Consider the following 15,773-nt stretch of genomic DNA (forward strand, 5'->3'; position numbering starts at 1 on the left):
TCAGGCGGCGGGGGTTTTCGAGCGGTCACGCACGCGCTTGACCACGAAGAGGGTGACGGCCACGACGACCAGCACCACGACGACGATCTGGAAGACGCCCGCGTACTCCTCGACAACGTGCCAGTTGGCGCCGAGCGCGTAACCGGCCACGACGAAGATCGTGTTCCAGATCAGGCTGCCGAGCGTGGTCAGCGAGAGGAACTTCCAGAACGGCATCTTCTCGATGCCGGCGGGTAGTGAGATGAAACTGCGGACCAGCGGCACCATTCGGCCGAGGAACACCGCCTTGGTGCCGTGCTTGGCGAACCAGGCCTCCGCCTTGTCGAAGTCGTCCGGCTTGACCAGCGGTAGCTTGCAGATCAGCCAGCGCGTGCGGTCGCGGCCGAGCAGGCGGCCGAGGTAGAAGACGATGATCGCGCCGAGCACCGATCCGACCGTGGTCCAGATCAGTGCCTCGGCCAGGGTGAAGGTTCCGACGGCCGCGCTGAAGCCTGCCAGCGGCAGCACGAGTTCACTCGGGATCGGCGGGAACAGGTTGTCCAGGCCGACCACGATGGCGGCGCCCGGTCCCCCGAGCGCGTCCATGAGGTCGACGGCCCATCCGGCGATACCACCGAGTTCACTCGGGTCGTCCTGGGCCAGCAGCGCGGTCATGTACGGCCTTTCGTGGTCGTTTTGGACGTTTTGAGCAACTATTGTCGACGCTACGGGCACGCGAGTGTCATCGGCATGGGGTTGGGCACCGACCTGAGCAGAGGGACACCACAGGGCGATCCTGCGGAAAACCGCATTACCGCTGGTCGAGCCCCCAGTTAGCCTCGTATGGTGTCCCGGGCAGCCCATCGACTCCTGCGCCGAGGCTGCCGGACGACGGCCGGACTCGCGCTCGGCGGTGTACTCGCCTTCGTCGAAGCGGCCTTCGTGCTGCTGACTCTACCCGCGCTCGCGTTCCCGCCCGCCCGCGCACGCGCGCTCGCCTGCGCACGCAAGCTGGCCGAGGTGGAGCGTGCGCGCCTCGCGCGGTATCTGCGCAGCGAGAACTCCTCAGACTACGGCGGCAGGCGGGCACTGGAGTACCTTGCGGTGCGCTGCGTGGTCGGCGGGCTCGGCGCGGGGATCTTCCTGTTGATCCTCTGGGGTGCCGTCTCGGGCGCCGTGATGGTCGCGCAGCTCGCCTCGGGTGAGCCCATCGGCGGCGGCACCGACCAGGACTGGTACGACCTCGTCGCGGTGCCGCTGTTCGGCGTGCTGCTGCTCTTCCTCGCGGTGCAGGGCCTGCTCGGCGTCGCAGCGCTGGATCGCCGGGTGGCGCACCGGTTCCTCGGCCCGAGCGAGCAGGACCTGTTGCGGCGCAGGGTCTCCCAGCTGGCGGCCAGCCGCGCCGAGGTGGTCGAGGCCGTCGACGAGGAGCGCAGGCGCATCGAGCGGGACCTGCACGACGGCGTGCAGCAGCGGCTCGTGGCGCTGGGCATGGTGCTCGGCAGGGCGTTGCGCGGCAAGGACCCCGAGCATGCGCGCGAGCTCGTTCGCCAGGCGCACGAGGAGTCCCAGCGGGCGCTGGCGGAGCTGCGCGAGGTGACGTGGCGCGTGTACCCGATCGCGCTGGACACCGATGGGCTCGAGGTGGCGCTGGAGTCGCTGGCCGAGCGCAGCGCTCTGCCGGTGACGCTCGACTGCACGTTCTCCCGCCGGCCGGGGGCCGCGCTGGAGACCGTGGCGTACTTCGTGGCCTCCGAGGCGGTGACCAACGCGATCAAGCACGCGGGGGCCTCCCGCGTCGCCATCACGGTGACCGGCGGTGACAGCATGGTGCGCGTGCGGATCACCGACGACGGCGTGGGCGGCGCCCGTACCTCCGGGGGCGGGCTGTCCGGGCTCGCCCGCAGGGTGGCCGCCGTGGACGGAAGGTTCACTGTGGACAGTCCGGTCGGGGGGCCGACCACGATCGAGGCGGAGCTGCCGTGCGCGTGATCCTCGCCGAGGACTCGACCCTGTTGCGGGAGGGGCTCATCCGCCTGCTCTCCGAGGAGGGCCACGAGGTGGTGGCCGCCGTCGGCGACGGCACCGCGCTGGTGGAGGCCGCCGGCCTGCACCGGCCCGACGTGGTCGTCACCGACGTCCGGATGCCGCCCGCCCACACCGACGAGGGACTACGGGCGGCGCTGGAGATCCGGTCGCGCTGGCCGGAGGTCGGCGTGCTCGTGCTGTCGCAGTACGTCGAGAAGCGCTACGCCACCGAACTGGTCACCGACGACGCGGGCAAGGTCGGTTATCTGCTCAAGGACCGCGTGGCGCAGGTGGGCGAGTTCCTCGACGCGCTGGAGCGGGTGGCGGCTGGAGGGGCCGCGTTCGACCCCGAAGTGGTGCGCAGGCTGCTGGCCCGCACGTCGCGCACCGATCCGCTGACTCGGCTGACCACACGGGAGCGTGAGGTGCTGGAGAAGATGGCGCAGGGTCACACCAACGCGGGAATCGCCGCCGGGCTGCACATCTCGCAGAGCGCGGTCGAGAAGCACGTGAACGCGATCTTCGACAAGCTGGACCTGGCGCACACGACCGGATTCAGCCGCAGGGTGCTGGCCGTGCTGCGCTTTCTCGGCTCCTGACGACGGGCGCCGGGCGGCGTAGCGTGTCCCGCGGCGCACCTTTCGCGACTTCGGGAGGAAGGCACATGGCCGACGAGAGCACCATCGCCAGGATCGACGCGCTGATCGCCGAGGAGCGGGAGCTGCGCTCCCACGCCACCGGCAACGGTCTCGACGAGGACGGCAAGCGGCGGTTGACCGAGCTCGAGCTGCAGCTGGATCAGTGCTGGGATCTGCTGCGGCAGCGCCGCGCGCGGGCCGAGTTCGGCGACGATCCCGACGAGGCCACGGCCCGGTCGGTCCGCGATGTGGAGTCGTACCAGCAGTAACGGTCCCGTTGATTGCGCGGATGGATGCGCCGGAGCACGGCGAGGTCTACCGTAATCGGGAACCGCCTCGAGTCTGCACGGACGGGGGGCTCGGGGCTCCACCACGGTCGGTGGAGGTGCAACCCGTGAACACTTCGATCGGCCTGCGGCCGACGCGTATCCGGCAGCCCGCTCCCCGGTCGGGGAAGCGGCTCCAGCACATTCTTGCCTTCGTCCGCACCACCGATCACAAGAAGATCGGGATGCTCTACCTCGTCACGTCGATGAGCTTCTTCATGATCGGCGGCCTGATGGCCCTGCTGATGAGGGGCGAGCTCGCGTGGCCGGGGATGCAGTTCCTGTCACCGGAGCAGTACGCGCAGCTGTTCACCATGCACGGCACCATCATGTTGCTGCTCTACGCGACGCCGATCCTGTTCGCGTTCGCCAACCTGGTGCTGCCGCTGCAGATCGGCTCGCCGGACGTGGCCTTTCCCAGGCTGAACGCCTTCTCGTACTGGCTGTTCCTGTTCGGCGGCCTGATCGTGCTGAGCTCGTTGCTCACGCCCGCGGGAGGCGCCGACTACGGCTGGACCGCGTACGTACCGCTCTCGCGCGCCGAGTACTCGCAGGGATTCGGCGGGGACCTGTGGATCATGGGGCTCATCGTCTCGGGGCTGGGCACGATTCTCGGCGCCGTCAACATGATCACCACGATCGTCTGCCTGCGCGCACCCGGCATGACGATGTGGCGGATGCCGATCTTCACCTGGAACATCCTGTTCACGAGCATCCTGATCCTGGCCGCGTTCCCGATCCTCACCGCGGCGCTGTTCGCGCTCGCCGCCGACCGACATATCGGCGCCCAGGTGTTCGACCCGGCCACCGGCGGCGCGATCCTCTGGCAGCACCTCTTCTGGTTCTTCGGTCATCCCGAGGTCTACATCGTCGCGTTGCCGTTCTTCGGGATCATCACCGAGATCATCCCGGTGTTCAGCAGAAAACCGCTGTTCGGCTACCGGCTGATGGTGTTCGCGACGATGGGCATCACCGCGTTGTCGTTCGTCGTGTGGGCACATCACATGTTCGCGACCGGCGCGGTGCTGCTGCCGTTCTTCTCGTTCCTGACGTTCATGATCGCCGTGCCGACGGGCATCAAGTTCTTCAACTGGATCGGCACGATGTGGAAGGGGAAGCTGAGCTTCGAGACCCCGATGCTGTGGTCGATGGGGTTCCTGGTGACGTTCCTGCTCGGCGGCCTGACCGGGGTCATCCTCGCCGCACCGCCGATGGACTTCCACATCCACGACACCTACTTCGTGGTGGCGCACTTCCACTACGTACTGTTCGGCACCATCGTGTTCGCGACGTTCGCGGGAATCTACTTCTGGTTCCCGAAGTTCACGGGCCGAATGCTCGACGAGCCGCTGGGCAAACTGCACTTCTGGCTCACGTTCGTGGGTTTCCAGATCACGTTCCTGGTGCAGCACTGGCTCGGCGCCGAGGGCATGCCCCGCCGCTACGCCGACTACCTGCCGACCGACGGCTTCACCAACCTCAACGTCGTGTCGACGATCGGCGCGTTCGTGCTGGGGCTGGCGATACTGCCGTTCCTGTGGAACGTGGTGCGCAGCTACCGCTTCGGCGAGCCGGTGGAGGTCGACGACCCGTGGGGCTTCGGCAATTCACTGGAGTGGGCGACGTCGTGTCCGCCGCCCCGGCACAACTTCCTCGAACTGCCGCGGATCCGGTCGGAGCGGCCCGCGTTCGAACTGCACTACCCGCACATGGTCGAGCGCCTGCACACCGAGGGCCACATCACGCTCACCGGCAGGCTCAAGCCGCACGACTCCGAGCCACCGCCTCCGTCGAAGCAGGCCTCGGACGCGCTGGGCGACGACGAGTGAGCGGTGCGAGACTCGGGTGGTGAACGACCGGGACCGCGACGAGGAGGGCAGGGCCCGCAACGCCAGGCCGCGCGACGGGCTGGGCAGGCCGCTGCCGTACGGAGCAGAGGGCGTCGAACGCCAGCCGGAGGGCGTGACCCGCGCGCCGGAGGAGTCGCTGGCCGAGGCGCAGCGGCTGCTCGACGAGGGCAAACCGTTCCACGCCCACGAGGTGTTCGAGGACGCGTGGAAGTCGGGGCCTGCCGACGAACGGGAGCTGTGGCGCGGGCTCGCGCAGCTCGCCGTGGGCATCACCCACGCGGCACGCGGCAACTCGGCCGGTGCACGCGCACTGCTCACCAGGGGCTCCGACAACATCGAACCGTTCACCGCGCCGCGCCCGCACGGGATCGACATCGCCGGGCTGCGCGAGTGGGCGCTGGCGCTGGCGCAGGACCTCGCCGGGGAGCCGGACCCACCGGACGCGAACGAGATCGCGCCCCGGCTGCGCTAGAGCGCGAACCGGGGCGCGAGGGGTCCCTCCTAGGCAGGGACCATCCCATGGGGGTCGAGCACGAACTTCTTGGCCGCACCGTGGTCGAAGTCCTGGTAGCCCTGCGGGGCGTCGGACAACGGGATCACCGTGGCGTTGACGGCCTTCGCGATCTGTGCCTTGTCGCTGAGGATCATGTTCATCAGCAACCGGTTGTACTGCTTCACCGGGCACTGACCCGTGGTGAACCGGTGGGACTTCGCCCAGCCGAGGCCGATGCGCACCCCGAGCTGACCGATCTGGGCGTTCTCGTCGACGCCGCCGGGGTCACCGGTCACGTACAGACCGGGGATACCGAGCGCGGCGCCTGCCCTGGAGATGGTCATGACGTCGTTGAGCACCGTGGCCGGTTGCTCGCCGGCGCCCTGGCCGTGTCCGCGGGCCTCGAATCCGACCGCGTCCACTGCGGCGTCGACCTCGGGCTCGCCGACGATCTGCTCGATCATCTCGGACAGCTCGCCCGACTGGCGCAGGTCGACGGTCTCGCAGCCGAAGCTGCGGGCCTGCTGCAACCGCTCGGGGATCATGTCGCCGACGATCACCACGGACGCCCCGAGCACCTGCGCTGCGTGCGCGGCGGCGAGGCCGACCGGTCCGGCGCCCGCGACGTAGACGGTCGAACCCGTCGTCACGCCTGCGGTGTACGCGCCGTGGTATCCGGTCGGGAAGATGTCCGAGAGCATCGTCAGGTCGAGGATCTTCTCGAGCGCCCGGTCCCGGTCGGGGAACGGCAGCAGGTTGAAGTCCGCGTACGGCACCATGACGTACTCGGCCTGGCCGCCGACCCAGCCGCCCATGTCGACGTAGCCGTAGGCCGCGCCTGGCCGGGCGGGGTTGACGTTGAGGCAGATTCCGGTCTTGCCCTCGTTGCACATGCGGCACCGGCCGCACGCGATGTTGAAGGGCACCGAACAGATGTCGCCGGTCTTGACGAACAGCACGTCGTCGCCGGCTTCGACCACCTCCCCGGTGATCTCGTGCCCGAGGGTCTGGCCGACGGGCGCGGTCGTGCGGCCGCGCACCATGTGCTGGTCGCTGCCGCAGATGTTGGTGGTGACGATCTTCAGAATCGCCGCGTGCGGAGCCCTCTTCTTCAGACCCAGTCCATCGACGACGTCAGTGGGAAGTTCGAGCTTCGGGTAGTCGATCGACTCGACGGAAACTCGACCCGGTCCTTGGTACACGACAACATGGTTTCCCGGCATGTCCAAACCCCTTTGTCTGATCGCCGGTTCAGTTCATGGGCGTTCTGCGAACGTAGCCCTTACGTCGTGGTATTTCCAGCGATCCGACGAGGCCACTCATTCACCGGAGAAGCGCTGTTCAAGGTCCTGGATTTCGGGAAGTCCCACGAGATCGGTGAACTCCGAGAACGACGGGAGGCCGGGCAGTGCCGATTCCGGGGTGCCCTCCGCGCGCAGCACACCGAGCAGCGTTCGGATTCCCGCGGTGGCGGCGAGCAGTGTGCCGATGGGAAAGAGCACGAGCGAGAATCCGATTTCTCCGATACGCCGCAACGACATCGCGGGTGTTCGGCCCCCTTCCGCCCAGTTGAACACCAGCGGCGCGACGTCGCGCAGTTCCGTGGCGACGCGTTCGATGTCGGCCTCGCTCGTGGGCGCCTCGACGAACAGCGCGTCGGCGCCCGCGTCGGCGTAGGCCCTGGCGCGGTCGATGGCGTCGTCGAGGCCGTGCACCGCGGCGGCATCGGTTCGGGCGATCAGCAGGAAGTCCGGGTCCTGCCTGGCGGCGACGGCGGCGCGGAGCTTGCCCACCATCTCCTCGCGCGGGATCACGTCCTTGCCGCTGAGGTGCCCGCATTTCTTCGGCGACACCTGGTCCTCCAGGTGGATGGCCGCGACACCGGCCTGCTCGTAGGCGCGGACGGTGCGCAGCACGTTGAGCGCGTTGCCGTAGCCGGTGTCGGCGTCGGCGAGCACGGGCACGTCGACGGCGCCGCGGATGCGCGTGGCGTTGTCGATCATCTCGGCGCCGGAGAGCAGTCCGACGTCGGGTCTGCCGATGAGCGAGGCCGTGGTGCCGAATCCGGTCATGTACACGACGTCGAAGCCCGCCTGCTCGACGAGCCTCGCCGAGAGCGCGTCGTAGGCGCCGGGCGCCACGAGCGGCCTCCCGGCGGTCAGCAGTTCCCGCAGCCTGGCCCTCGGTGCGGCGGAACCGAGCAGGTCTCCCATGACGAACCTCCTTGACGCGGGACAAGGTCCGGCGAGCGAGCCGGCGGCGAATCCGATTGAAACACCGACCAGCGAGCCTCGCCGATCATCGTTCGCGCTGCCCGCGCACCGCCCGCCAGGTGAACCCGCTCGACGCCCACAGCAGCGCGCCCGTGACCACGAAGACCGACCCGACCCCGGTCACACCGGCGATGGCCCCCGCGCCGAGCGGAACGAGCACCTGGCCGAGCCGGTTTCCGGTGAGCCGCAACGACAACGCCGATGCGCGGCTGCGCTGCGACACCAGCGTCACCACCCACGTCATCGTCAACGGCTGCCCGATTCCCCAGAAGAAGCCGACGATCACCAGCAGCACGGCCATCAGAACCGGTTGGTGCGCAAGGGGAAGCAACGCCATCGGCAGCGCGGAGCACAGCGTGGCCGACAGCAGCAGCCAGCGTCGTGACACCACCCGCAGCAGCGTGGGCAGGAAGGCGCGCGACACCACCGAGGAGCCGGTGCGGATCATGAGCAGCACGGTCACCAGCAGCACGCTGAAGCCGTACTCCTCGCCGAGCACCGGCAGAAATGCCGACAGCACGTCGATCGACGTCAGCACGACGAGACTGCTGAACACGGCGGGTCGCATGCCGGGGATGCCGAGCATCGTCCCCACGGACTGCGCCGTGCCCTCACTGGCGGCGCCGCCCGTCGTCGCGCCCACCGCGGGCATCAGGAACGCCGAGGGCAGGGCGAGTGCGACCAGTGCGGCGAGCGCGAGCACCGCCGCGGTCGTGGAGACGCCCTCGCCACTGGTGCTGCTGGCCGAGGAGACGATCCCGGCGACGGGAAGCCCCGCCGTCTGTCCGATCGAGACGGCCAGGGTCCAGCCCGCGAACTTGCGGTCGAGCTCCTCGGGTTTCGACAGCATCGGCACGAACCCCTGCGAGGCCACCACCACGAGGATCTGGCCGAAGCCGAACAGCGCGTTGCCCACGCCGAGCCACACGAGGTCCCCGCTGAGCGCGATGACGAGCAGCGCGCCCACGGTGAGCAGCACGCCGGAGCGCAGCATCCCCGCCGGGTGGCCGTTGTCGACGGCCCTGCCGACGTGCACCGCCACCACGAGTGGCAGCAGCGAGAACAGCGCCGTGATGATCCCGAGCGCCACGCCGTCGCCGCCGAGGCCGAGCGCCCGGTACGACACGAGCATCCTGGCCGCGTTGAAGGCGGCCTGGGTCAGCGCCGTGACGACCCACAGGTGCGAGTACCAGTGCTTCATGCGTGCCTCTGCCGGACGCGGCCGTCCGGGCGCGGCGAGCCGCCCGCGGACGACCGCGACGACCCGCGGCGCCGGGTCAGGAGTCCATCTCGGTCTGGTGCCCCTCGGCGCGCGCCGTCGGGTCACCGGCCCTGATCCGCGATGCGCGCAGGATGTGCTCGGACATCAACGCGGCGGCCCGCCTGGCGTCGCCCTCCCGGACGGCCTCCATGATCGCCTCGTGGTCGTCGGTGAGCTCGTCGGAGTGCTCGCCGGTCCAGATCGTGCTGTTGGGCGTGAACCGGGTCCACAGCAGTTCGAGGTACTCCACCACCAGCGGTGAGCTCTGGGCGTAGATCGTGAAGTGGAGTTCGCGGTTGAGCTGCGAGAGCTTCGCGGAGGTCGCGCCCTCGGCCCGCAGCCGGTTGAGCTCGGCGTGCTTGGCCTCGATGAGACGCAGTCCGGCGGGCGTCATCCGCTCGACGGCCATCTCCGTCGCGGTGCCCTCGGCGCTCGCGCGCATCCGGTAGAGGTCGACGGCGGCCTCGGGGGCCATCTCGCGCACCGACGCGCCGCGGTGCGGCTGGTAGGTGATGGCGCCGTCGGCCTCCAGCACGCGCAGCGCCTCGCGCACCGGCGTCGGGCTGACGCCGTAGCGCTTGGCGAGCACCGTCTGCTTGATCAGCTCGCCAGGTTGGATCAGACCACTGGCCAGGTCGTCCTTCAGTCTCTCGACCACATAGGCCACGCGGCTCTGCGGTGGCCGCATCGGCTCGACCTCCGACGTCATGGGGACCCTCTCCTCCAGCGACCGCCACGCCAGGAACTCGACACAGTATGTCGTGAAGTCACGCCGGAGCGGCTCGGGACCAACACTCTGCGCACCATCCTCGCTGCTCGATTGGTTATAGACAACACTCTATAGACTATGTACCTTCCCGGTAGTCGATGAGTGAGACGCAACTCTCGAATCCCTGGAGCACCATGGAAACCACGACGAAGTGGCCCGCCGAACTGGCGGGCATGAGCTGGTCAGGACTCTCCCCCACCGAACGGCGAGCAGGCACGATCCTGCTCCGCGACACCCTCGGCATCGCCTCGGCCGGCACCCGCGCGACCGGGCTGGAACCCACGTTGGACGCCCTGCGCGCGCTGGGTTCCGGTGACGTCGCGGTGCCCTGGACGGACCTGCGACTGCCACCCGCGCAGGCCGGGCTCGCCCTCTCCGCGCTCGTGCACGCGTGGGACTTCGACGACACCCACGACGACGCCGTGGTGCACACCATGGCCGTCGCACTGCCCGCCGCGCTGGCGGCAGGGACTCACGCGGGGCGCAGCGGCGCCGACATCCTGGACGGCGTCGTGGTGGGCGTGCAGGTGCTGAGCAGGCTCTCACTCGCGCTCGGTGCACGGCACGGCATGGTGCGCACGGCGGGGCTCGGCTCCGTCGCCGCCGCCGCGGCCGCCGCCCGCACGCTGGGCCTCGGGCTCGAGGGCATCGGCAACGCGATGGCACTCGCGCTGCCCGCCGCCGGTTCTCCGCACAGCAGGCAGGTCGTGGAGGACAGCGCCGTCAACAAGCGGCTGCAGCCGGGACTCGCCGTGCAGGCAGGGCTCACCGCCGCGGCCTTCGCTCGGGCGGGCGTTGAAGGGCCCGCGGGCTGGGCCGACGGGACCTACGGACTGCTCGCAGGAGTCGACGACGCCGCGAGCACGCTGTTCGCCCCCGGCTGGGAGGGCGCCGAGCTGTCCCTCAAGCCCTACCCCGCGTGCCGCTACACCCACGCCGCGATCACGGCCGCCGCCGAGGCGAGCACCGGTATCGCGAGCGAACGGATCTCCTCGGTCGACGTGCACGTGCCCGACGGCGCGGCCTACCTGCTGGTGTCGCGCCCGTTCGAGCGCAGGGGCAGGCCCGTGATCGACGCGCAGTTCTCCATCCCGTGGCTCGTCGCCGCGCAGCTGGTGACCGGCGCCGTCGACCTCACCACCATCGCCGGGCCGACGCTGCTCGACGCCCACGTGGAGGCCTTCGCCGCCCGCGTCACGGTGCACCAGGACGCCGAGGGCACCGCCACGATGGCCCCGGCCACGGTGGTGCTGCGCACCGACGACGGCCAGCGCCACGAGGCCACCTCGCCGATGACCGGCTCCCCCGAACATCCCCTCACCGAGGCCCAGCTCGCGGCCAAGACCGCCGCGTGCGCCCAGGTCGGCGGGCACGAGCCCGGCGCCACCGTGGCCGACATCGCCGCGCTCGCCGAGCGCTTCGCCGACCTCTCCCCCGCCGAGGTCGGCCCCGCGCTCGCCGCACTCGGCTCCTGATTTCCCTCCGCGCTGTCGCGCTCCGAAAAGAGAAGTGGAGACCATGGACTTCCAGCTGACCGACGAACAGGTTGCTCTCGTCGACTCCGTCACCAAGCTCGCCGAACGTGAGTTCGCCGCACAGGCGTTCCAGCGCGACGGCTTCGCGTGGGACAGCTTGAAGACGCTGGCCGCCAACGAGCTGACCGGCCTGACGTTGCCCGTCGAGCTGGGCGGTCAGGGCGCGGGCCTGCTCGACGCCGTGCTCGTGATGATGGCGCTGACCAAGGTGTGCCCGCACAGCGCGGATGCCTTCCAGGCCAGCAACTTCGGCGCCATCCGGCAGATCGCGCACTTCGGCTCGGAGCGCGTGCGGGACGAGGTGCTGGCGCCACTGCTGCGCGGTGAGGGCCTGGTCAGCGCGGGCATGAGCGAGCCGGAGGCCGGCACCGCGCTCACCGACCTGACCACGCGCGCCGAGTACGACGGCGACGACGTGGTGCTCAACGGCCAGAAGTGCTGGAACTCCCACGGCCCCGACATCACGCATTCGGTGGTGTGGTGCCGGTTCGGTCCGCGCAGCCGCGACATCGGCGCCGTCGTGGTGCCCGTGGACGCGCCTGGTTTCTCGCGCGGCAAGTCCGAGACCTACATGTCGGGCGAGAAGCACTGCCAGCTCTACTTCGACGGCGCGCGGGTGCCGAAGGAGTACGTGCTCGCCGACTCGGGTGCGATCAAGAAGATGCTGTCGGTCTTCGGGGTCGAGCGCATGGGTAACGCCTCGCGCTCGCTCGCGCTGGCCGAGTCGGCCTACGAGCGCGCCGTCGAACACGCCAAGACGCGCAAGGCGTTCGGCCGCACGATCTCGGAGTTCCAGGGCCTGCAGTGGAAGTTCGCCGACATGCGGGTGCAGCTCGACGCCGCGAAGCTGCTGCTGATGCGCGCGGTCTCGGGCGCGGAGACGGGCACGCCCGACCCCACCGAGGCGGCCATCGCCAAGCTGCACTGCAACGAGACGGCGTTCAAGGTCGCCAACGACGCGCTGCAGATGTTCGGCGCCAGCGGCTACTCCACCGAGTTCCCATTGGAGTACATCGTGCGCCGCACGCGCGGCTGGATGATCGCGGGCGGCTCGGTCGAGGTGCTGCGCAACACGATCTCGCAGGACGTGCTCGGCCAGCGCTTCAGCCAGCGTCCCGTGGAGGCCGCCAAGTGAGCGCGCGGGGACTGACCGCGCAGGTCGCGGACTGGGTGAGTGAGCAGGCCGACAAGCCGCTGGACCCCGGCGTCGAGCACCACGTCAAGCGCCTGATCCTGGACTACCTGGGCGGCGTGATCGCCAGCTCGACCACGCCGGTGTCGAAGGCCGTGGCCGCGCACGCCCGCGAGTCCTACGGCGGCGACGGCGCCACCGGTATCGGCGCGGGCAGGCTCTCCGCGCTGGGCGCGGCGCTGGTCAACGGCACCGCAGCGCACGGACTGGAGGTGGACGACGGCTACACGCCGGGCAGCGTGCACCCGAGTTCGGTCGCGCTGCCCGCCGTGCTCGCCGCGGCGCAGCAGGCGGGCACCGACCCGGCCAGGACGCTCTCGGCGTCGGCCATCGCGCTGGAGCTCGTGTGCCGCCTCGCCGCCGCTGGCCACCCGGCCACGTGGCGCAACCACTTCCACAACACGCCGCTCACCGGGGTCGTCGCCTCGGCGGCGGGCGTGGCGGGGCTGCTCGGGCTCGACACCGAGCGGGTGCAGGACGCGCTGGGCATCGCGGGCTCGCACGCGGGCGGGCTGTTCGAGTTTCTCGGGCAGTCGGCCGAGGTCAAGCGGGTCCACCCGGGCAAGGCGGCGCGTGACGGCATCGCGAGCGCGCAGCTCGCCGCGGCCGGGGTGACCGGGCCGCACACGGTGCTGGAGGGCACGCACGGCTACTTCGCCGCGTTCGCCCGCGACGAGTGGTCGCCGGAGACGGTCCGCGACGGACTCGGCTCGCGCTGGACTCTGCTGGACACCTACGTCAAGCCCTACCCGAGCTGCAGGCACCTGCACGGGCCGATCGACGCGGCGCTCGCGCTGCGCGAGCGGCACGGCCTCACCATCGGCGACGTCGAATCGGCGCACGTGGGCACCTACACGGTCGCCACGCACCACTCGCACACCGAGGTCGGCGGCTTCCTCGACGCGCAGATGAGCATCCCGTACGCCGTGGCCGCCGCGATCTCGCGCGGACACGTCGCGCTCGCGGAGTTCGGGGACGAGGCCCGCGCCGACGCCGAGATCACCCGGCTCACCCAGGCCGTCGCGGTCGAGGTGGACCAGGCCGCGCAGGACGTCTACCCGAAGGCCCGCCCGGCCACGCTCACGCTGACGCTGCGCGACGGCCGGACGCTGGCCGAGACCGTCGAGCAGCCGTACGGCGAGCCGTCCAACCCGATGAGCGACGAGTCGCTGGCCGCCAAGTTCCACGCGCTGGTGGACCCGGTGCTCGGCGAGCAGGCGGCCACCGAGCTCGTGCACGCCGTGTGGGCGCTGGAGGACCTCGGCTTCCTCGACCGTGCCGACCAGCTGCTGCGCCAGGCCCTCTGAGAGGAACGGAAAACGAACGATGGGTGCTGACAACCAGTCCGGTTTCGCCGAGGCGCTGCTACGGCCCCGCGCCGTCGCGGTGGTCGGTGCGTCGGGTGATCCGGCCAAGACCACGTCCCGGCCGCAGCGCTTCCTGCGCCAGGCGGGCTTCACGGGCTCCGTCTACCTGGTCAACCCCGGTCGCGAGGAGGTGCTCGGCGAGCGCTGCCACCCGAGCCTGACCGCGCTGCCCGAGGTGCCCGACCACGTCTTCGTGCTCACCAACGCCGAACCGGCGATCGAGACGGTGCGCGAGTGCGCCGCGCTGGGTGTGCCGGTGGCGACGATCCTCGCCAGCGGGTTCGGCGAGGAGGGCGCGGAAGGCCTGGAGCGGCAGGAGCGGTTGCGCGCGGCGGCCCGCGAGGGCGGCGTGCGGCTGATCGGGCCGAGCAGCCTCGGCGTGGTCAACCCGCGCAACCACCTGCTGCTCACCGCCAACGCGGCGTTCGACGAGGAGCTGCTGCAGGGCGAGCTGTTCGTCGCCTCGCAGTCGGGCTCGATGATCGGGGCGCTGGTGACCAGGGGCAAGGCGCGCGGCATCGGTTTCGCTGGCCTCGTCTCGGTCGGCGGCGAGGCCGACGTGTCCATCGGCGCGCTGTGCGAGGCCACCGTCGACGACCCGGGCATCGGCGCCTACGCGCTGTTCATGGAGTCGTTGCAGCACACCGAGGAGCTGGCGTCCTTCGCCCACGCCGCGCACCGCGCGGGCAAACCGGTGGTGGTCTACAAGCTGGGCCGCTCCGAGGAGGCCGCGCAGCTCTCGGTGTCGCACACCGGGGCGCTCGCCGGTGAGGACAGTGAGTCGGACGCGTTCTTCCGGGCCTGCGGGTTCGCCCGCGTCGACCACCTTGAGGCGCTGTTCGAGGCGCCGTCGCTGCTGCGCAAGCTGCCGCCGGCCGAGGACCGCAAGCCCGCCAGGGTCGGCGTGATCACCACGACCGGCGGTGGCGCGGCGATCATGGTCGACCAGCTCGCGACGCGCGGCGTGCAGGTGGTGGCGCCCAGCGAGCAGGTGCTGGAGCGCTTCGCGGCGGCCAACGCACCCGTGGCGCCCAACCTGATCGCCGACCTCACTCTCGCGGGAGCCAAGCACGAGCTGGTGCGCTCGGCCATCGAGATCATGCAGGACAGCGGGGAGTTCGACCTCGTGTGCTTCGTGATCGGCTCGTCGGCGCGCAACAACCCGGAGCTGGCCGTGAAGGCCATCGCCGAGTGCGCGAACGGCAAGGTGCCGCTGGTCGCGTTCGCCCTGCCCGACGCGATGACGACCTTGCGACTGCTCGACGAGGCGGGCGTCGCCGCGTTCCGCACGCCCGAGGCGTGCGCCGACGCGATCGACACCGCGCTGAACCGGACCGTGCCCAGCGTGCGCACGGGTGCCGCGCTCGGCGGTCCCGCGCCGAGCGCCACGCGGGTGCTGGACGAGCAGGGCTCGGCCGAACTGCTGGGCGCCCAGGGTGTCGCGAGGGTGCCGTCGGCGGTGCTCGACACCGCGGAGCTCGGCGAGGACCTCACCCTGCCGTTCGACTACCCCGTGGTGGTCAAGGCCCTCTCCGACCGGCTGCCGCACAAGACCGAGGCCGGCGCGGTGGTGCTCGACGTCGCCGACGCGGCGGGCGTGCGCGAGGCGGTGGCGCGCATCAAGGCGAGCGTGGCCGCCTACGACGACTCGATCGAGATCGACAGGGTGCTGGTGCAGCGGATGGCGGCGAAGGGCGTCGCCGAGGCGCTCGTCGGCTACCGGGTCAGCCCGTCGGCCGGTCCGCTGGTGGTGCTCGCCGCGGGCGGCATCTACGCCGAGCTGTACTCCGACTCCACGGTGCGGCTCGCACCCGTGGACGCGGCCACCGCGCGGGAGATGATCGGCGACGTGCGCGGACTCGGCACGCTGGCCGGCTTCCGCGGCGCCGAGGGCGGGGACGTCGACGCGCTCGTCGACACGATCGTCGCGGTGTCCAACCTCGCCGCGGACCGGCCCGACGTCGTCGAGGCCGAGGTCAACCCGCTCTCCGTGGGCGCGGCGGGCGACGGCGCGGTCGCGCTCGACGCACTCGTGCGCCTCGCGGACCGACCCTGATCCCCA

14 protein-coding genes are annotated in these 15,773 nt (G+C 70.6%); 9 read left to right on the plus strand and 5 right to left on the minus strand.

Translation table 11 applies throughout. The annotated features are described in order from the left end of the window. Positions 1 to 654: a DedA family protein gene (locus JHE00_RS07060; protein WP_200316066.1), complete on the minus strand. Its 654-nt coding sequence runs from the start codon at positions 652 to 654 to the stop codon at positions 1 to 3. 168 nt (positions 655 to 822) lie between these two features. Between JHE00_RS07060 and JHE00_RS07065 the strand changes: the two genes are divergently transcribed. From JHE00_RS07065 to JHE00_RS07085, 5 genes are all read left to right on the plus strand, one after another. Continuing rightward, complete coding sequence (locus tag JHE00_RS07065) at positions 823 to 1,971, plus strand: sensor histidine kinase (protein WP_200316067.1); 1,149 nt, start codon at positions 823 to 825, stop codon at positions 1,969 to 1,971. Further along, positions 1,962 to 2,606, plus strand: coding sequence for a response regulator (locus tag JHE00_RS07070; protein WP_200316068.1), 645 nt, complete (start codon positions 1,962 to 1,964; stop codon positions 2,604 to 2,606). Before JHE00_RS07065 ends, JHE00_RS07070 begins: the two co-directional genes overlap by 10 nt. Before the next feature lie 65 nt (positions 2,607 to 2,671). Further along, positions 2,672 to 2,914: a DUF2630 family protein gene (locus tag JHE00_RS07075; protein ID WP_200316069.1), complete on the plus strand. Its 243-nt coding sequence runs from the start codon at positions 2,672 to 2,674 to the stop codon at positions 2,912 to 2,914. Between the two features lie 125 nt (positions 2,915 to 3,039). Then, on the plus strand, positions 3,040 to 4,800 hold the full coding sequence (gene ctaD / locus JHE00_RS07080) for an aa3-type cytochrome oxidase subunit I (RefSeq protein ID WP_200316070.1): 1,761 nt from the start codon (positions 3,040 to 3,042) through the stop codon (positions 4,798 to 4,800). A gap of 19 nt (positions 4,801 to 4,819) precedes the next feature. After that, positions 4,820 to 5,293: a DUF309 domain-containing protein gene (locus JHE00_RS07085; RefSeq protein ID WP_200316071.1), complete on the plus strand. Its 474-nt coding sequence runs from the start codon at positions 4,820 to 4,822 to the stop codon at positions 5,291 to 5,293. Between the two features lie 29 nt (positions 5,294 to 5,322). On the opposite strand, the gene fdhA is transcribed toward JHE00_RS07085, so the two are convergent. The 4 genes from fdhA to JHE00_RS07105 form a co-directional block, all read right to left on the minus strand. Then, positions 5,323 to 6,537 carry a formaldehyde dehydrogenase, glutathione-independent gene (gene fdhA, locus JHE00_RS07090; RefSeq protein WP_200316073.1) on the minus strand — a complete coding sequence of 405 codons (1,215 nt, stop codon included), beginning with the start codon at positions 6,535 to 6,537 and terminating at the stop codon, positions 5,323 to 5,325. A gap of 96 nt (positions 6,538 to 6,633) precedes the next feature. Then, on the minus strand, positions 6,634 to 7,527 hold the full coding sequence (locus tag JHE00_RS07095) for an isocitrate lyase/PEP mutase family protein (protein WP_200316075.1): 894 nt from the start codon (positions 7,525 to 7,527) through the stop codon (positions 6,634 to 6,636). A gap of 85 nt (positions 7,528 to 7,612) precedes the next feature. After that, a complete protein-coding gene (locus tag JHE00_RS07100) occupies positions 7,613 to 8,788 on the minus strand; it encodes an MFS transporter (protein ID WP_200316077.1) in 1,176 nt (391 codons plus the stop codon). A 76-nt stretch (positions 8,789 to 8,864) separates the two neighbouring features. Next, positions 8,865 to 9,557, minus strand: coding sequence for a GntR family transcriptional regulator (locus JHE00_RS07105; RefSeq protein ID WP_200316078.1), 693 nt, complete (start codon positions 9,555 to 9,557; stop codon positions 8,865 to 8,867). Positions 9,558 to 9,751: 194 nt separating this feature from the next. On the opposite strand from JHE00_RS07105, the gene JHE00_RS07110 reads away from it, so the two are divergent. The 4 genes from JHE00_RS07110 to JHE00_RS07125 are packed head-to-tail and all read left to right on the plus strand — an operon-like array spanning position 9,752 to position 15,767. After that, positions 9,752 to 11,092 (plus strand): MmgE/PrpD family protein, encoded by a 1,341-nt coding sequence (locus JHE00_RS07110; RefSeq protein WP_200316079.1) that lies wholly within the window; start codon positions 9,752 to 9,754, stop codon positions 11,090 to 11,092. 43 nt (positions 11,093 to 11,135) lie between these two features. Next, positions 11,136 to 12,287: an acyl-CoA dehydrogenase family protein gene (locus JHE00_RS07115; protein ID WP_200316080.1), complete on the plus strand. Its 1,152-nt coding sequence runs from the start codon at positions 11,136 to 11,138 to the stop codon at positions 12,285 to 12,287. Further along, positions 12,284 to 13,651: an MmgE/PrpD family protein gene (locus tag JHE00_RS07120; protein ID WP_200316081.1), complete on the plus strand. Its 1,368-nt coding sequence runs from the start codon at positions 12,284 to 12,286 to the stop codon at positions 13,649 to 13,651. The genes JHE00_RS07115 and JHE00_RS07120 overlap by 4 nt, the downstream gene beginning before the upstream one ends. Positions 13,652 to 13,670: 19 nt before the next feature. Further along, a complete protein-coding gene (locus JHE00_RS07125) occupies positions 13,671 to 15,767 on the plus strand; it encodes an acetate--CoA ligase family protein (protein ID WP_200316082.1) in 2,097 nt (698 codons plus the stop codon). Positions 15,768 to 15,773 lie beyond the last annotated feature (6 nt).

The sequence above is a fragment of the Prauserella cavernicola genome (assembly GCF_016595675.1).
GTDB lineage: Bacteria > Actinomycetota > Actinomycetes > Mycobacteriales > Pseudonocardiaceae > Prauserella_A > Prauserella_A cavernicola.